This window comes from Streptomyces sp. NRRL B-24484, from assembly GCF_000717715.1.
GTDB lineage: Bacteria > Actinomycetota > Actinomycetes > Streptomycetales > Streptomycetaceae > Kitasatospora.
On record NZ_JOAI01000024.1, the window covers coordinates 18,766 to 31,767 of the forward strand.

12 protein-coding genes are annotated in these 13,002 nt (G+C 76.3%); 7 read left to right on the plus strand and 5 right to left on the minus strand.

All coding sequences use genetic code 11. The features are described from left to right. The first annotated feature begins 54 nt into the window (after positions 1–54). The 4 genes from IE98_RS0122155 to IE98_RS0122170 are packed head-to-tail and all read left to right on the plus strand — an operon-like array spanning position 55 to position 6,645. Positions 55–1,137 carry an ATP-binding protein gene (locus tag IE98_RS0122155; protein ID WP_030271512.1) on the plus strand — a complete coding sequence of 361 codons (1,083 nt, stop codon included), beginning with the start codon at positions 55–57 and terminating at the stop codon, positions 1,135–1,137. Then, the gene (locus IE98_RS0122160) at positions 1,137–3,467 is read left to right on the plus strand and encodes a DUF5682 family protein (protein WP_030271514.1); all 2,331 of its coding nucleotides are present in this window, start codon (positions 1,137–1,139) and stop codon (positions 3,465–3,467) included. The genes IE98_RS0122155 and IE98_RS0122160 overlap by 1 nt, the downstream gene beginning before the upstream one ends. Further along, the gene (locus IE98_RS0122165; RefSeq protein WP_052390811.1) at positions 3,464–4,618 is read left to right on the plus strand and encodes a VWA domain-containing protein; all 1,155 of its coding nucleotides are present in this window, start codon (positions 3,464–3,466) and stop codon (positions 4,616–4,618) included. The genes IE98_RS0122160 and IE98_RS0122165 overlap by 4 nt, the downstream gene beginning before the upstream one ends. Continuing rightward, positions 4,615–6,645: a hypothetical protein gene (locus IE98_RS0122170; protein ID WP_030271517.1), complete on the plus strand. Its 2,031-nt coding sequence runs from the start codon at positions 4,615–4,617 to the stop codon at positions 6,643–6,645. The genes IE98_RS0122165 and IE98_RS0122170 overlap by 4 nt, the downstream gene beginning before the upstream one ends. A 59-nt stretch (positions 6,646–6,704) precedes the next feature. Here the strand turns inward: IE98_RS0122170 and IE98_RS0122175 are convergent, their stop codons facing one another. Then, on the minus strand, positions 6,705–7,916 hold the full coding sequence (locus IE98_RS0122175) for a glycosyltransferase (protein WP_030271519.1): 1,212 nt from the start codon (positions 7,914–7,916) through the stop codon (positions 6,705–6,707). A 325-nt stretch (positions 7,917–8,241) separates the two neighbouring features. Between IE98_RS0122175 and IE98_RS0122180 the strand changes: the two genes are divergently transcribed. Continuing rightward, the gene (locus IE98_RS0122180; protein WP_030271520.1) at positions 8,242–8,523 is read left to right on the plus strand and encodes a pyrimidine/purine nucleoside phosphorylase; all 282 of its coding nucleotides are present in this window, start codon (positions 8,242–8,244) and stop codon (positions 8,521–8,523) included. A 114-nt stretch (positions 8,524–8,637) separates the two neighbouring features. Here the strand turns inward: IE98_RS0122180 and IE98_RS0122185 are convergent, their stop codons facing one another. The 4 genes from IE98_RS0122185 to IE98_RS0122200 form a co-directional block, all read right to left on the minus strand. Continuing rightward, positions 8,638–8,931 (minus strand): hypothetical protein, encoded by a 294-nt coding sequence (locus IE98_RS0122185; protein WP_159401015.1) that lies wholly within the window; start codon positions 8,929–8,931, stop codon positions 8,638–8,640. Positions 8,932–9,082: 151 nt separating this feature from the next. Further along, the gene (locus IE98_RS0122190; protein ID WP_030271526.1) at positions 9,083–9,658 is read right to left on the minus strand and encodes a hypothetical protein; all 576 of its coding nucleotides are present in this window, start codon (positions 9,656–9,658) and stop codon (positions 9,083–9,085) included. A 389-nt stretch (positions 9,659–10,047) separates the two neighbouring features. Beyond that, positions 10,048–10,380 carry a YrdB family protein gene (locus tag IE98_RS42860; RefSeq protein ID WP_199922945.1) on the minus strand — a complete coding sequence of 111 codons (333 nt, stop codon included), beginning with the start codon at positions 10,378–10,380 and terminating at the stop codon, positions 10,048–10,050. Further along, positions 10,377–10,727: a hypothetical protein gene (locus tag IE98_RS0122200; RefSeq protein WP_052390812.1), complete on the minus strand. Its 351-nt coding sequence runs from the start codon at positions 10,725–10,727 to the stop codon at positions 10,377–10,379. The genes IE98_RS42860 and IE98_RS0122200 overlap by 4 nt, the downstream gene beginning before the upstream one ends. Before the next feature lie 59 nt (positions 10,728–10,786). Here IE98_RS0122200 and IE98_RS0122205 point away from each other — a divergent pair, with 59 nt between their 5' ends. Continuing rightward, positions 10,787–11,233: a MarR family winged helix-turn-helix transcriptional regulator gene (locus IE98_RS0122205; protein ID WP_078661201.1), complete on the plus strand. Its 447-nt coding sequence runs from the start codon at positions 10,787–10,789 to the stop codon at positions 11,231–11,233. 123 nt (positions 11,234–11,356) lie between these two features. Next, on the plus strand, positions 11,357–12,994 hold the full coding sequence (locus IE98_RS52010) for an FG-GAP repeat domain-containing protein (RefSeq protein WP_159401016.1): 1,638 nt from the start codon (positions 11,357–11,359) through the stop codon (positions 12,992–12,994). Positions 12,995–13,002: the final 8 nt, after the last annotated feature.

Here is a 13,002-nt window from a genome sequence, read left to right on the forward strand (position 1 = left end):
ACCGACACCGGCACCTGCACCGACGACCGCACGGACCACCCCGGGAAGGCCGCCATGACCACCACCGCCGAGGAGCAGCTCCAGCGGCCGCCCGCCGAGGTCCGGTACGCCGAGGAGCTGGCGGCGCTGCGCGCCGAGGACCGCGACCACCGCCCGCCCGGCTGGGAGCTGAGCCTGCGTGCGGCCCTGCGCTTCGTCGTCGGCGACGCGGAGGCCGGCATAGCCCGCAAGTTCGTCGGCGATCCCGCGCTGGTCGAGCGTGCCCTGGTGACCCTGGCCACCAACCGCGGTCTGCTGCTGGTCGGCGAGCCGGGCACCGCCAAGTCGCTGCTGTCGGAGCTGATCGCGGCGGCGGTCAGCGGCACCTCCCGGCTGACGGTGCAGGGCGGCGCGGCGACCACCGAGGACCAGATCAAGTACGCGTGGAACTACGCCCTGCTGGTCTCCGAGGGCCCGTCGAGCCGCTCGCTGGTGCCCGCGCCGATGCTGCGCGGCATGGCCGAGGGCCGGGTGGTCCGGTTCGAGGAGATCACCCGCTGCCCGCTGGAGGTGCAGGACTCGCTGCTGTCGCTGCTCTCCGAGCGGGTGGTCGCCGTCCCGGAGCTGGACGGGCCGGAGGGCATGGTCTTCGCCAGGCAGGGCTTCAACGTGATCGCCACCGCCAACACCCGCGACCGCGGCGTGAACGAGATGAGTTCGGCGCTCAAGCGCCGGTTCAACTTCGAGACGGTCTTCCCGATCCCGGACCTGGACACCGAGCTCGCCCTGGTCGAGGCCGAGTCCGGGCACCTGCTGCGCCGCTCGGGGGTGGCCGCGGCACCCGACCGCGACCTGCTGGAGGTCCTGGTCACCGCCTTCCGCGAACTGCGGGCCGCCGAGGGCGGCGACCGCCCGTCCGCGGTGATGAGCACCGCCGAGGCGGTGTCGGTCGCCCACGCGGTCGGGCTGCGCGGCTGGTACCTGCGCGGCGAGCCGGGCAACGCGGCCGACCTGGTCTCCAGCCTGGCCGGCACCGCCGCCAAGGACAGCCCGGAGGACCTGGCGCGGCTGCGCCGCTACCTGGAGCAGCGGGTGCCGCGGCGGCGCGGTCCGCACTGGCAGGCCGTGCACGACGCCCGCCACCTGCTGGCCGGCTGATGCCCGCGGTCTTCCTCGGTGTCCGCCACCACTCGCCGGCCTGCGCGCGGCTGGTGGCGGAGACCGTGCGCCGGCTGCGGCCCGCGTACGTGCTGGTCGAGGGGCCGGCCGACCTCAACGGCCGGCTGGACGAGCTGACGCTCGGCCACGACCTGCCGATCGCCGTGTTCAGCCACTACCGGGACGCCGACCGCACCGCCACCACCTGGGCGCCGCTGTGCGACTACTCGCCCGAGTGGGTGGCGCTGCGGGAGGGCCGGGCGGCCGGTGCGGAGGTGCTGTTCGTCGACCTGCCGTCCTGGCACCCGGCGTTCGCGCAGCGCGCCAACCGGTACGCCGACGCGGAGGCCCGCTACGCCGAGGCCACCGCCCGGCTGTGCGAGCGCTTCGGCACCGGGTCGGTGGACGCCCTGTGGGACGGCCTGTTCGAGGTGGCCCCGCCGGACGGGCTGGCCGAGCGGCTGGACGCCTACTTCGACCTGGTCCGCGGCGACGCCGGGGCGGACGAGGGCGACCGGGCCCGCGAGGCGTACATGGCCGACTGGGTCCGCGCCGTCCTCGCCGAGGCGGGGTCGGCGACGGTGCTGGTCGTCACCGGCGGCTTCCACACGCCCGCCCTGCGCACCCTGGCCGCCCGGCCCGCCGAGGTGCGCGGCCGGCCCGGGCTGCCCGTTCCGCCGCCGGGCGCCGTCTGCGGCAGCTACCTGGTGCCGTACTCGTTCCGGCAGCTCGACGCGTTCGCCGGGTACCAGTCCGGGATGCCCTCGCCCGCCTACTACCAGCGGCTGTGGGAGGACGGCCCCGAGGGCGCCGCCGACCGGCTGCGGCGGTCCGTCGTCGCCCGGCTGCGCCGGCGCCGCCACCCGGTCTCCACCGCCGACCTGGTCGCCGCCGCCGCGCTCACCGGCGGCCTCGCCGCCCTGCGCGGCCACCCCGTGCCGGCCCGCGCCGACGTGCTCGACGGACTGGCCGGTGCACTGGTCAAGGACGACCTGACCCAGCCGCTGCCCTGGTCCGAGCGCGCCCCGCTGGCGCCGGGCAGCCACCCCGTGGTGGTCGAGATGGTCGCCGCCGCGAGCGGCACCCGCACCGGGCGGCTGCACCCCGACACGCCCGCGCCGCCGCTGGTGCACGACGCCGCCGCCCGGCTCGCCGCGATCGGCGCCACCGGTACCCGCCCGCTGACCTGCGACCTCACCACCGAGGACGGCCTGACGGCGAGCCGGACGCTGCACCGGCTGCGCGTCCTCGGCGTGCCCGGCCGCCACCGCACCACCGGCCCCGCGCACGGCGCCGACCCGGTCACCACCGAACGCTGGGAGGCCGGACCGGACTCCGGCCGCGACGCCGCCCTCATCGAGGCCGGCGCGTACGGCGCGACCCTCGACGAGGCCGCGGCCACCGTCCTCGCCGACCGCGCCCGCACCACCGGACCGGCCGACGCCGGCCTCGCCGACCTGCTGTTCGACACCGTCCTGTGCGGCGCCACCGCCCTCACGGACCGTCTGCTGACCACACTCACCGCCGGCGTGGCCCGGCACCCGGACCCGGGCGCACTCGGCGCCGTCCTCGCCACCGCGCTCGGCCTGTGGCGGCACGACCGCGTGTACGGCACCGCCCGCAGCCCGCTGCTCGCGGCCGTCCTGGACGGCGCCGTCGGCCGCGTCCTGTGGCTGGTCGAGGGCGCTCACGGCCGCTCCGGCGCCGACCCGGCCCGGCTCGCCGCGCTCGCCGGCGTCCGGGACGCGCTCCGCCACGCCCCCGAGCAGCTCACCGCGACCGCGGCGGACACCGCCGCGCTCGCCCTGCGCATCGCCCGCGACCCGCACGCCCCCGCCGACCTCCGCGGCGCCGCCCACGGCCTCCACCGCAGCCTCACCGCCCCGGCCGCCGACCCGAGCGCCGCAGCCGACCCCCGACCCGCCGGGACCCCGACCCCGCTCGATCTCCCCGCTGCAGCCCTGGCCTCCGCGGGCGACCCCCGCTCGCTCGGCGACTGGCTGGGCGGCCTGTTCGCCCTCGCCCGCGAGGAGGTCACCGCCGACTCCGGCGACGGCTCGCTGCTGGCCGTCCTGGACTCCGTCCTCGCCGGGCTCACCGATGCCGAGTTCCTGATCGCCCTGCCGGCCCTGCGCCGGGCGTTCGCCTGGTTCCCGCCGCGCGAGCGCGAGCGGATCGCCCGCCGGCTGATCGAGCGCCGTGGTCTGCGCGGCTCCGGCCGCGGTCTGCTCCGCACCACCGCCGACCCCCTGCACCTGGCCGCCGCCCGCGCCCTGGAGGAGAACGTGACCGCCCTGCTCGACCGCCACGGCCTGCGGAGCGCCCGGTGACCCCGCCCGACCCGACCGCCGAACCGGCCCCGGCCCCCGCCCCGGACCGGGCGCTGGAGCGCTGGCGTCTGGTCCTCGGCTCCCCCGCCGAACCGTGGACCGGCCGTCCGAGCGCCGACGGCGCCGCCCGCGACGCCGCCCTGGAGTGGCTGTACGGCCGCGACCTGGACCTCGACCGCCGCGGTGTGCGCAGTGCCGGACTGGATCCGTCCCGGGTGACCGCGGTCGACTGGCTGGACGACATCCATCGCCTCTTCCCCCGCGAGACGATCGAACGGCTGGAGCGGGACGCGGTCGAGCAGTACGGCATCGACGAGATCGTCACCGACCCGACGGTGCTGGAGCGGGTCGAGCCGAGCCCCGCCCTGCTGCGCGCGGTGCTCCGTACCAAGCACCTGATGAACGGGCAGCTGCTCGGCCAGGCGCGCCGGATCGTGGCCGCGGTGGTGCGGCAGCTGATGGAACGGCTCACCCCGGAGCTGCGCCAGGCGTTCACCGGTGCCCGGTCGACGCGCCCGAGCCGGCGTCCGCTGGCCCGCGACTTCGACTTCCGCCGGACGGTCCGGGCCAACCTCGGCCGCTACCGTCCCGCCGAGCGGCGGATCCTGATCGAGCGCCCGCACTTCCACTCCCGCACCCGCCGGCACCTGGAGCAGTGGCAGCTGATCCTGCTGGTCGACCAGTCGGGATCGATGGTGGGTTCGGTGATCCACTCCGCGGTGACCGCGGCCTGCCTGTGGAGCCTGCCCGGGCTGAAGACCCATCTGGTCGCCTTCGACACCCAGGTGGTGGACCTCACCTCGGACGTGACCGACCCGGTGGAGCTGCTGATGCGCGTCCAGCTCGGCGGCGGCACCGACATCGCCCGCGCGGTCGACTACGCGGCCGGCCTGGTGGAGAACCCGCGGCGCACCGTCCTCGCGGTGATCAGCGACTTCTACGAGGGCGGCGACCGGTACCGGCTGCTGCGCACCGTCCGCGCGCTGACCGGGCAGGGCGCCACGGTGCTGGGCCTGGCCGCGCTGGACGAGGAGGCGGCCCCGGCCTACGACCGCGAACTCGCCGGTCTGCTCGCCGACGCCGGCGCGCACGTCGGGGCGATGACACCGGGGATGCTGGCCGAGTTCGTCGCCGAGAGGCTCGGCCGGTGAGCGCCGCGACCCGCGCCGACCTGCTGGCCCTGGACGCGGAGACGCTGGCCGCCCTCGCCAACCGCGGCCTGGTCAAGCGCGCCGCCCGGGAGGTCGACGCCGGGGACGGTCCGGTGCCCGCGCTCGACCCCGACGGCACGCTCCGCGGCACCTGCCCCGACGGCAGCACCGTCGCCCTGCCGCCGGGCACCGGGCTGGACGGTGGCAGCTGCACCTGCGGTGCACCCGGCGTGTGCCGCCACCGGATCGCCCTCGTCCTCGCCCACCAGCGCGCCGCCGCGGACGTCCCCGACAACTCCCCCGGGCCCGGCGCCCCCGAGAGCTCCGAGGAGCCCGGAACCCCCGCCTGGTCCCCCGGTGCGCTCGACGACGAGGCGCTGACCGCCGCCGTCGGGGCCCGCGCCGTGGCCGCCGCCCGCCGGACGCTGGAACGCGGCTACAGCGCCCGGCTGCACCACGCACGCCCGGACGACCCGCAGCCCGTCGCCGAACTCGCCGCCTGCACCGTCCGGTTCCCCGTCCCCGGCGAGCTGGGCTTCGCGGTCACCGACGCCGCGCAGGACCGCCGCGGCGAGATGATCGCCCTCGCGGTCTGGGCCTTCCGCGCCGCCGACGGCCGACCGGCCGTCACCCTCGGCGGCCGCTCCGGGCCCGACCCGGACACCCCGCCGGCCCTGGACCCGGCGCAGCGCACCGCGTTGGACACCGCGCTCGGCCTCGCCGGCGAGCTGCTGCTCGACGGCGCCGGGCACGCCGGGCCGGTCCTCACCGCCGCCTTCCACCGGATCCGTGACGAGCTCGCCGCCCGGTCCCTGCACTGGCCGGCCGGCGTGCTCGCCGACCTGATCGGCCAGCTCGACGCGTACGCGGCCCGGGCCGCCGAGCACCGCCCCGAGGAGACGGCCCTGCTCCTGGCCGAACTGCACGCCCGCCACCGCGCCGCCGCGCACCCCGGCACGGCGCCGGCCGAGGTGCTGGGCGTGCGCGAGGCCGCCGAGACGCCGCTGCGCCGGGTCCGCCTCACCGCGTTGGGCTGCCGGGTGCGCGGCACCGCGACGGCCCGCACCGCCGAGGTGTACCTCGCCCACCCGGCCGCCGGAACGGTCGTGGTGCTGCGCCGCAGCTGGGACGTGCCCGCCGACGGCCGCCCACCCACGGGGCACGCGCTGGGTGCCCGCCGGATCGCCGGCCACCGCCTGGACGCCCTCGCCGCCGGCAACGTGGTCAGCGAGAGTGCCGTCCGCAGTGCAGCCCGCGAACTCGGGCTCGGCCGCGGGCGGATCGCCGCCACCACCGTCTCCCCGGTCGGCGCCTCGTGGACGGACCTGCCCTCGCCGCTGCTGCTCACCGACCTGGACGCCCGGCTGCGCAGCCTGGCGGGGCGTCCGCCGCGGCTGGTCCGGCCGCGGATCGTCGCCGAGTCCGTGCACGTGGTGGGGCTCTCCGCCGTCGAGGACGTCCGCTACGACGCGGCCGAGCAGCGCCTGGCGGCCACCGTCCGGGACGCCGCCGGCAACCCGGCCACCCTCGCCGCCACCTACGACCCGGCCTGCCCCGGCGCACTGGACGCGCTCGCCGCGGTGCTCGCCTCGGACACCGTCACCCACGTCAGCGCCGCCGTCGCACGCCTGGGCGGCCGTACCGTGCTGGAGCCCGTCGCGCTGCTCGCGGGCGGCACCGTGGTCGTCCCCGACCTGGCGCCCGGCGGCGGCTCCGGCGCCCTCGCCCCCGCCGCGGCGCCGCCGGCCGACCCGCTCGCCGCCGCCCTCGCCGAGGCACTCGCCGCGCTGGCCGACACCGCCCACCGCGGACTGCGCCACCCGGACCGCACGGCCCTGACCCGCCTGGAGCGCACCGCCGACCGGCTGGGCCGCGCGGGCCTGGCCACCACCGCCGAACTGCTGCGCACCCTCGCCCACGCCCTGCGCGACGGCGACCCGGAGGCCGCCGTCCGCAGCTGGGTGGACGCGGCCGTCCGGGTCGCCGTCGCGACCGAGGCGCACCGGGAGGCCGTCCGCCGCGACTGACGACCCGAAACGACCCCGGACGAGGGCCGACGCCTCCCGAGTGTGCTTGCAGGCGACTCCTAGCGATGCTCCCCGGTCAGCCGGCGGGCTGCGGTCAGTGCGCCGTCGGTGCGGATCCGGTCGGCCAGGGTGCGGGCGGCCCGGACGGTCCGGGGTTCGAGGGCGCTTCGCAGCGCCGTGGTGAGGGAGTCGACCGTCGGGTTGCTGCCCGGGTGGGCGCAGCCGATGCCGAGCCGGTCGACGCGGTGGGCGAAGTAGAACTGGTCGAACATCTGCGGGACGAGGACCTGGGGCGTCCCCGCCATGGTGGCGGTGGTGGTGGTGCCGGCTCCTCCGTGGTGCACGATCGCGGCGGCGCGCGGGAACAGGGCCTGCTGGTTCACCTCGCCGATCACCAGGCAGTCGGGCGCGGCCTCGTCGAGCGAGAGGTCGGCCCAGCCGCGGGCGAGGACGGCGCGGCGGCCGACGGCGCGGGCGGCGGCGATCATCGTCCGGGCGATGCCCTCGGGGACTCGTACGCTGCCGAATCCGAAGTGGATCGGCGGCTCGCCGGCGTCGAGGAACGCTTCGAGTTCGGGCGGGAGCGGGCGGCGGTCCGTCAGCGTCCAGGCGCCGGTCTGGACGACGTCGAGCTCCGACGGGCCGGGCCACGGTGCCAGGACGGGATCGGCGGCGAGCCAGGGGGTGTCGGTGAAGATGTGGCGCCTGACGTCACCGGCCGGGGCGAGCCCGACGGCGGCGCGCTGCGCGTCGAGGGCCGCGCCCCACATGCCGTTCCAGCGTTGGGCGTCCTGGGCCCACAGGGTCCGGTTGTCGGTCGTGCCGTCCGTCGGCTTGTCGCCCAGCAGTCCGAAGACGGGCGGAGCGTGGTGCGGCGAGGGCAGTGTCATGGGCGCGAAGGCCGCGTACACGTAGCCGGCGCCGCGCTGCTCGGCCACCGAGCGGGCCGCGACCGCGAGGGCGCCGCCCGCCACGACGACGTCGCACCCCTCGGCGGCCGCGCCCACGACCGCGAACTGCTCGGCGACCGTGCCCTCGATCATCCGTCGTCGCTGCTCGGGCGTGGGCACCGTCCCGGTCGGCCGCTTCGCCGTGCTGTGCAGTTCCGGGCCGACCGGAACGTAGGTGACCCCGAGTGACTCCGCCCACTCCTGGAAGTCGGGCGGTGCGACCACCACGGCTTCCTGTCCCAGTTCCTGCAGGTGCAGGGCCAGGGCGATCACCGGCTGGACCTCGCCCCGCGAGCCGATCGTGGACAACAGCACCCTCATGTTCGCTCCCCGTTCTACCGCCGCGTCCCGTCGCGCGGACGGCCATGATCGCCCGGAAAGGGGGCCTTGCGGCAAGATCCCCCTTGCGATATACGGTGGAACGGGAGATGGAGCCGTGCTTTCCCGTGGTGCGGCCTCCCAGGTGCGGACGGCGTTCCGGGCCGTCCCGCCCGCCGGATCCCGCCCGCGGGGTCACCGGACGGACGCGTTCGCAGAGCGAGACGGATCGCCGGCACGGATGCCGCCACCGGTAGCTTTCCCCTGCCGATACCGACCGGCGGCGAGCAGTCCTCCCGCTCCCGCACGTTCCCCGAGGGGGATGCCCATGTTCAGCGTCAACGAGTACTTCGACGGCTCGGTCAAGTCGATCGCCTTCGCCCGGGAGAAGGGGCGGGCGACCGTCGGCGTCATGGCCGCCGGCGACTACCGGTTCACCACGGCCGCCCCGGAGACCATGCACGTGATCAGCGGCGCGCTGACCGTCAAGCTGCCCGGCGCCGACGGCTGGGAGGTCTTCGCCGCCGGCACCCGTTTCGAGGTCCCGGGCGACAGCGCCTTCCACCTCAAGGTCGAGGGCGACACCGCCTACCTCTGCGAGTACCACTGACCGCACCGGGCGCATCCGCGCCGGCCGGGGCGGCGGGGCCGCTCCAGGGTGCCGGTGCGGGTCCGGCGGCGCTCCGGCACCCCACCGGCCCGAACGCCCGTGGCAGGCACGGCTTCACCGATCGACGCAGCGGTACGACCCGTCGTCCTCGTGGGTGATGTACATCCCGCACGGCAGCATCGGGGACAGCGCCGCCACCCGCACCCCGACGCCGGCGAGCACCAGGGCACCCAGCGCGCCGACCGCGGCCAGCCGCCATCGCGAGCCCCGCAGCACCGCCGCCACCGCGCCCAGCGCTGCGAGCGCGCTCAGCACCAGGGTGCCCAACGCGAAGAAGCTCCGGTTCTCCCGGATCCCGACGCTCAGCTCGGGTGGGCCCTCGACCTCGACGGTCCACGCGAGACTCACCACCAACAGCACCGCTGCCAAGGGCAGCAGACACCCCGCCAGACATCCTCCGGCACGACCGTTCCTCATGATCCGGCAGGACGCACGGCACACGGGAGCGGTTCCGCCCTCCGCCGATCGTCTTCGCGGCGCCCGCTGAAGGGTCGGGCGGTCAGGGTGCGGAGCCGGGCCGGTCGGCCGGCAGCGCGGGCGGCGGCATGGTGGGCGGGTACGGCGGCGGCACGAAGGTGCCGCCCGGGCCCGGCCGGGGCGCGCGGGTGGCGATCGCGACGACCGCCACGGCGACGGCCACGACGAGCGCGAGGTACGGCTGCAGCACGATGAACATCGTGTCGAACGGCAGGTCGAGGAAGCCGTTCAAGCGGCGGTTGGTCAGCTGGACGAAGAGATCCTGGCCGGAGGCGGAGAGCGTCGTCACCAGGAGGAGCACCGCCGCGGCGGGCCGTACCCAGGTCACTCCCCTGAACGCCAGGACGGCGAGCACCGACGTCGACACCAGGGTGACCGCGAGCGGTGTGAAGTAGCCGGCCACCGCCAGGGCGGGCAGTTCGGCGTTCCTGTCGGCCATTCTGATCAGATAGGCGAAGTTGCCCTGCACGATGCTGATGACCGTGGCGATCGCGAAGATCGCCACGTACACCAGCAGCAGCGCACCGATCGCTGTCAGCCCTCCCCCGCCCGCCTTCCGCGGACCGTTCCCCGCGAGCACGTCCCCGCCGTACGCCATGAGCCCCACCCCTCGTCGACGTTCCCGGCGAGAGCGTAGCGCCCGACGCCGACGGCCGGGACGGGTCCGCCTCCGCCCGTTCCTCGGGGATCGTCGCCGATGCCCGGGACGGCGCCCGCTCTCCGGGGGCACGATCCGACGGACGGAGGGCGACGGAGGACGTTCCTCGATCTGGCGCAACCGCGACTTCCTGCTGCTGTGGGGAGGTCTGGCGGGTGGCGGACTCGCCGCCCTCCCCGGCGTCCGCACCGCCTTGTGGCTCGCGGTCGCCGGTGGCTGCTGCGCGGGTCTGTGGCTGTCCCTGTCCCCCTTGCGCGGGATGTGTGACATCCCGCTCGCGCGGCCCGGCCCGGTCGCCGCGGCCGGCACCGCGCAGTCCGGCCGGAGTCTCACCGGGTGCGAGGGCCCTCCGGCTCCGCTCCCGGGCCGCCGCGTCGCCGGTCCCGCCGTGACCCCGCGGTGGCGGCGCGGATCGCCGCTGCGGCCCCGGCCCCGAACCAGCAGACCTCGAACGCCGCCCGGGCCGGCCCGTGCAGGGGGTGGTCCGCCGTCGGGGCCGCGAACTGACCCCACAGCACGGCGAGTCCGGTGACTGCCGCCACGGTGCCGGCCAGCCGGAGGGAGCGCCGACCCGGCCGGCGCCACGCCCAGCAGCCGGCCGCCGCGTAGACGGCCAGTTCCGCGCCGAACGCCGCCGCCTCGACCGCCGTCACCCCGCTCACCGGGCCACCCACCAGGCGGAGACCAGGTGCAGCACGGCGAACGCGCCGGCCCCGAACCCCATGCCGAGGTTCCGCTGCCGGAAGCCGATCGCCGAGTCCCCGACCTGTGCCAGGCCCGACACCAGCAGCATCGGCCCGGCCACGGCCGCACTGCCCACCGCCACGGCGACCGCCGTCGCGATCCCCAGCGGCACCGCCCGCGCGGCGTAGGCGCGGGCGTAGACGTGCGTCCCGGCCGTGACCGGCTCGCCCGCGGGAAGCCCCAGTCCGGGGCGGAGCACCCCGGCCACGCTCGATCCCGCGCTCACCAGCGCGGCCAGCGCGTTGACCGCCGACAGACCGCCCATTCCGTCTCCCCCTAAATCATTCGAGCTTTGAACGATATGAGGACGGTACCATTCTCGTCATGAGCGATGTCAAGGGAGCGGCGGCACTGCGCGCCACGATCGTCTTCAACCTGGGCACCCTCGGCGCCCTGGCGGCCGACCGCTTCGCCGGCCGGGTCGACGCGCTCGGGCTCAAGCCCAAGCACGCGGGGCTGCTGGCCGCGCTCGACGCCGGATCGGCGGCCTCCCAGCAGGAGTTGGCCACCCGTCTCGGCGTGGCCCCCAGCCTGATCGTGGCGCTCGCCGACCAGCTCCAGGAGCTCGGTGCGGTCGAACGGGTCCGCGACCCGGAGGACCGCCGCCGCCAGGTCCTCACACTGACCGCGGAGGGCCGGCAGCTGCTCGCCCGCTGCGCGGAGGCCGCCGAGGCCGCGGACACCGAACTGACCGCGGGGCTCACGGCATCGCAGCGCACCGCCCTCACCCGCGGCCTGCGCACGCTCGGCGAACAGCACGTCCCGCACTGACGCCACAGGCGAGGACCTGGCACGTCCGACCGGAGTTCGAAATTCCGTGCGGGGCCGAATCATCCGGACTACGGTGTGGGCCGATCGGGGCCGACCGGCCCCCGGTAGAGAGCGATGCCGTACGTGCATTCTTCTTCCACGCGTCGTTTCGGACGTTCGACGGCGGTCTCGGCGGCCGTCGGTGTGGTGCTGGTCGCGGTGGGCTCGGCGCAGCCCGCCTCGGCGCAGCCCGCGGGCAAGGACCGCCCCTCCGTCGGTTCCCCCGCCACCTCCCCCGCGAGCTCGTGCGCGGGCGGCACGGTGCTGGGTGACACGTCGGTGACCTTCCGCGCCAGGCTGGACAGTCCGTCAGGGCGTGCGCTGGGCGCCGAGTTCCGGCTCACCCGGGCCGACGGCACCGTGGTGACGGCCGTGGGTCCGGGGCAGCTGACCGTGGCATCGGGCCAGGAGGCGGTGGTGCAGGTGCCCGCCGCGTCCTTCGAGGGCGCCGCCGCCGGGCGGATCACCGACTTCGTGTGGCAGTTCCGGGCCGACGCGGACGGCCGGAAGAGCCAGTGGTCGCCGGCCTGCCGGTTCTCCTTCGACCCGACCCGGCAGGGTGCCCCGGTGGTGCCGGAGCCGAGCGGCGCGGTGATCGGCAAGCCGGTCACCGTGACCGTGGCACCTCCCGCCGACGGTTCGGTGCCGGCCGGCTACCGGTACCAGTTGAACGTCGGCGCCCCGGTGGAGGTCGCGGCGGTCGCCGGCCGTGCGGTGATCACGCTGACGCCCGGTACGGCCGTCAACTCGCTGACGGTGACGAGCGTGTCGCCCGGCGGCAACCCGGGCGGCTCGACGCAGCTCTTCTTCTCCGCCGCGGCGCCGCCGCCGAACCTGACCACGGCCGACCTGACCGGTGACGGCGTGCCCGACCTGGTGACGGTCGGCGGCCGCAACGGGCTGCCCTCGGGCATCTGGCTGGCACCGGGCACCGGTGACGGGCACGTCGGCCCTGCGGTGAACATCGGTGCGGCCGGCCCGGGTTACAACACCGAGGCCACCCCCGCCGACTACGACGGCACGGTGGCGCTGGCCGGCCGGTTCACCGCCGGCTCCTTCCAGGACGTCCTGTTCTACCACCCGGCCGGGATCCGGGCCGGCCACCTGGGGGTCCGCGGCGGCGACGGCAGCGGCGGCGCGCTGCTCGCGGGCGGCCCGAACGGCGACCTCACCGACTGGTCCGGCAACCACCCCTCGCAGGTCGCGGAGGCCGGGACGGTCTCCGGCCGTGCCACCGGGTTCCCGGACCTGCTGGGCATCGCGCCGGACGGTTCCGGAGGCACCGCGCTCACGCTGTATCCGGCGGGCTGGACGACCGGTACGTTCGACATGCCGGTGGCGCTGAACGTCCGCACGCCGGACGGCGGCACCGACTGGAACGACTGGACGATCGCCTCCACCGAGGTCGCCGCCCCGGGCGGTGGCACCGGTACCGCGCTGTTCCTGTGGAAGAGGTCCACCGGCGAGCTGGACCTGTGGAAGGACCTGGCCGCCGACCCGAACACCGGCGCCCTGACCTACCGGTCCTTCCCGGTGGCCACCGGCTGGAACACCGGTGCGGACGTCGAGCTCCGGGCGGCGGACATCGACTCGGACGGCGACCCGGACCTGTGGACCGTCGGCACGGGCGGCCAGGTCACCGCCAACCTGTTCGGCGACCCGTCCGCCACCGGGACGGCGGGCCCGACCCTGGTGCCGGACTCCCTCTCCGCCGCCGGCTGATCCCGGCG

Bases quoted from the DNA above. Each gene is read 5' to 3' on its own strand.
- IE98_RS0122155 (WP_030271512.1), top strand. From the start codon at position 55: ATGACCACCACCGCCGAGGAGCAGCTCCAGCGGCCGCCCGCCGAGGTC.
- IE98_RS0122160 (WP_030271514.1), top strand. From the start codon at position 1,137: ATGCCCGCGGTCTTCCTCGGTGTCCGCCACCACTCGCCGGCCTGCGCG.
- IE98_RS0122175 (WP_030271519.1), bottom strand. From the start codon at position 7,916: ATGAGGGTGCTGTTGTCCACGATCGGCTCGCGGGGCGAGGTCCAGCCG.
- IE98_RS0122180 (WP_030271520.1), top strand. From the start codon at position 8,242: ATGTTCAGCGTCAACGAGTACTTCGACGGCTCGGTCAAGTCGATCGCC.
- IE98_RS0122190 (WP_030271526.1), bottom strand. From the start codon at position 9,658: ATGGCGTACGGCGGGGACGTGCTCGCGGGGAACGGTCCGCGGAAGGCG.
- IE98_RS0122200 (WP_052390812.1), bottom strand. From the start codon at position 10,727: ATGGGCGGTCTGTCGGCGGTCAACGCGCTGGCCGCGCTGGTGAGCGCG.
- IE98_RS0122205 (WP_078661201.1), top strand. From the start codon at position 10,787: ATGAGCGATGTCAAGGGAGCGGCGGCACTGCGCGCCACGATCGTCTTC.